The sequence below is a fragment of the Falsiroseomonas oryziterrae genome (assembly GCF_021864505.1).
GTDB lineage: Bacteria > Pseudomonadota > Alphaproteobacteria > Acetobacterales > Acetobacteraceae > Falsiroseomonas > Falsiroseomonas oryziterrae.
Map to the genome: position 1 here is coordinate 1 of NZ_JAKJIB010000374.1, position 3703 is coordinate 3703.

Here is a 3703-nt window from a genome sequence, read left to right on the forward strand (position 1 = left end):
GCCAGCGCCAACGGGAGGGCCGCCGGCGCCGGGCGCCGGCGCCCGAGTGCCAGCGCATGCAGCGCCGGCACGACGAGCAGCGTGACCAGCGTCGCGATGGTCAGCCCGCCGATCATCGCCACCGCCATCGGCCCCCAGAAGACCGAGAGCGTCAGCGGCACGAAGGCGAGCACCGCGGCGAGCGCCGTCAGGATCACCGGCCGCGCGCGGCGCACCGTGCTCTCGATGATCGCCTCGCGCAGCTCGACGCCGGCCTCGGTGTCCTGGCGCACCTGATCCACCAGGATCAGCGTGTTGCGCATGATCATCCCCGCCAGCGCGATCACGCCGAGCAGCGCGACGAAGCCGAAAGGCATATCCATCAGCAGCAGCGCCGCCGCGGCGCCGGGGATGCCGAGCGGCGCGGTCGCCACCACCAGCGCGGTGCGGCCGAAATGGCGCAGCTGCACCATCAGGATCAGCAGCATCACCGCGATCATCGCCGGGAACAGGGCGAAGAGGCTGGCATTCGCCTTGGCCGATTCCTCCGCCGCACCCCCGGTCTCGATCCGCATGCCGACCGGCAGCCGCGCCTTGATCTCGGCCAGCCACGGCAGCGCGGCGGCGGTCACGTCCGGCGCCTGCAGCCCCGGCGCGATCTCGGCGCGCACCGCCAGGAATGGCTCGCGGTTGCGCCGCCACAGGATCGGCTCCTCCATCGCCGGCTCGAGCCGCGCGACCTGCGACAGCGGCACCGCGCCCGCCGCCGTGACGAGGGTCAGGTCGCCGAGCGCATCGAGCCCGCGCCGCTCCGCCGCCGGCGCACGCAGCACGACGTCCACCAGCCGCTCGCCCTCGCGCAGCCGCGTCGCGGTCACGCCGGAGACCAGCGCCTGCACCGACTGCGCCACCGCCTCCGGTGAGAGGCCAAGCTGCGCCACGCGGTCGTCGTCCAACACGAGCCGGAGCGACGGCGCGCGCTCGCCCCAGGCAAGCTGCACGTCGCGCGTGCCCGGCGTGGCACGCAGCGCCGCCATCACCTCCTCCGCCACGCCGCGCAGCGCGGCGGGCGTGCCGCCGGTGACGCGGAACTGCACGGGGAAGCCGACGGGCGGGCCGAAGTCCAGCCGGCTCACGCGGATCCGCGCCTCCGGCACCGCGCCGGATTCGGCGAAGGCGAGCAGCTTCTCGCGCAGCCGCTCGCGCGCCGGCACGTCGCGCGACTGGATCACCAGCTTGCCGAAGGCCTCGTTGGGCAGGTCGGGGTTCAGCGCCAGGAAGAAGCGCGGCGCGCCGGCGCCGACATAGGCAGTGTAGGTCTGCGCATCCTCGTCCTGCGCGATCTCGGCGGCGACGCGCTCCAGCGCCGCCCGCGTCGCCTCGAAGCCGGCGCCGCCGCGAAGGTTCACGTCCACGAGCAACTCGAGCCGCGCGGAGGTCGGGAAGAACTGCTTCTTCGTCGCCGCCATCCCCGCGAAGCCCGCGCCGAGCAGCGCCAGCGTCGCCACCAGCACGACCGCCCGATGGTCGGTGCACCAGGCGACGACGGCGCGCAACGCGCGATAGCCGCGCCCGTCATAGAGGTGGTCGTGATGCACCACCCGCTTCGGCACCGGCAGCAGCTTCACCCCGAGCCACGGCGTGAACCAGACGGCGACGAGCCAGGACGCGATCAGCGCCGCCCCCACCACCCAGAAGATGCCGCCCGCATATTCGCCCGAGGTCGAGGCGGCGAAGCCCACGGGGATGAAGCCCGCGACCGTCACCAGCGTGCCCGACAGCATCGGTCCGGCCGTGCTGCCCCAGGCGAAGGCGGCCGCCCGCGCGCGGTCCCAGCCTTCCTCCAGCTTCACGATCATCGCCTCGATCGCGATGATCGCATCGTCCACCAGCAGCCCGAGGGCCAGGATCAGCGCGCCGAGCGAGACGCGCTCCAGCTCCATCCCCCACCACAGCATGAAGACGAAGGTGGCCGAGAGCGTCAGCGGCACCGACAGCGCCACGATCAGCCCGGCGCGCAGCCCGAGCGAGGCGAGCGAGACCAGCAGCACCACCAGCAGCGCGGCCACGAATTTCTGCAGGAACTCCGTCACGCTCTCCGCGACGATGCGCGGCTGGTCCGAGATCGCCTCCAACTCCAGCCCGACCGGCAGGTCGCGCCGGATCGCCGCAAGCTCCGCCTTCAGGCTCTCGCCGAGCGCCAGCACGTCGAAGCCGCGCTGCTTGGCGACCGAGACCAGCACCGCCGGCCGCCCCTCGTGTAACACCGCCGCCGATGGCGGGTCGGCCAGACCGCGCCGGACCTCCGCGATCTCGCCAAGGCGCAGCGTGCGCCCCTCCGGCGTCGAGACCGGCACGTTGCGCACCGCCGCCGCGCCATCCAGCCCGCCGCCGACGCGCAGATGCACACGCGTGCTGCCGGTCTCCACCACGCCCGCGGGTGCCACCGGGTTGTGCCGCGCCAGCGCCTCCAGGATCGCGGTCGGCGCGATGCCGAGGGTGGCCAGCCGCGCATGGCTCGCCTCCACGAAGATGCGCTGCTCGATCTCGCCCTGGATCGCGACCTTCTCGACGCCGGGCAGGCGCAGCAGCCGCAGCCGGATGCGCTCCGCCTGCCGCACCAGCTCCGCATTGTCGGCGCCGGTCAGCGCCAGCACCGCGGACTGCACGTCGGAATACTCGTCGTTGAAGAAGGGCCCTCGCACGCCGGCGGGCAGCGTGGGCACGATGTCGCCCACCTTCTTGCGCACCTGGTACCACAGCCCCGCGACCTCCCGCGGCGGCGTGGTGTCGCGCAGCACGACGGTGGTGGTGGCGACGCCGGGCAGCACATAGGTCTCCAGCCGGTCGAGCCAGGCGAGATCCTGCAGCCGGCTCTCGATCCGGTCGGCGACCTGCGCCTGCATCTCCTCCGCCGTGGCGCCCGGCCAGGCGGCGCTGACGACCATGACCTTCAGCGTGAAGGACGGATCCTCGGCGCGGCCCAGCTTCTGCCAGGCGCCGAAGCCCAGCGCGGCGAGCAGCACCATGGCGAAGAGCGTCAGCGCGCCGTTGCGCACGCCCCAGGCGGAGACGTTGAAGCCCTTCATCGCACCACCTCAGCGCAGCGAGGCGGCGAGGCGCGTGGACACCACGCGCACCCGGCTGCCGGGATCGAGCAGCTGCGGGCCCATCGCCACCACGCGCTCGCCGGCATGCAGCGCCCCGCTGACCTGCACCGTCTGCTCGCCGAGGCTGCGCACCGCGACCGGCACCGCCTGCAGCGCGCCGTCCGGCAGCACGCGCCAGACCATCGGCCCCTGCCCGCGATCGTGCAGCGCGGCGAGCGGCAGCGTCGCCACTGGCCCGTCCTCGCGCGCAAGGCGCACCGTGCCGGTCATGCCGAGCGCGACCCACTCCGGCGCCTGCGGCAGGGCGAAGCGCACGGCATAGGTGCGCAGCAATGGATCGGCCTGCGGCGCGACCTCGCGCAGCGTGGCCGGCAGGCGGCTCTCGGGCCGCGCCCAGAAGCGTGCCTCCGCCGCCGCGCCGCGCAGCCCGGGCAGCGCGGATTCGGGCACGCGCACCAGCAATTCGCGCTCCGCCGGGTCGGCTAGGCGCAGCAGGGGCGTACCCTCGGCCAGCACCTGCCCGGCCTCGGCCAGCAGCGCGGTCACCACGCCATCGGCCGGCGCGCGCAGCGTCGCGTAGGAGAGGCGCTTGCGCGCGAGTTCCAGCGCCGCCT

Annotated in this window: 2 protein-coding genes; both read right to left on the bottom strand. The window is 74.0% G+C overall.

Annotation, left to right across the window (positions count from 1 at the left end):
• A partial coding sequence (locus tag L2I40_RS20395; RefSeq protein ID WP_237217010.1) for an efflux RND transporter permease subunit occupies positions 1-3068 on the bottom strand: 3068 nt, incomplete at its 3' end.
• A 9-nt stretch (positions 3069-3077) separates the two neighbouring features.
• A partial coding sequence (locus L2I40_RS20400) for an efflux RND transporter periplasmic adaptor subunit (RefSeq protein ID WP_237217011.1) occupies positions 3078-3703 on the bottom strand: 626 nt, incomplete at its 5' end.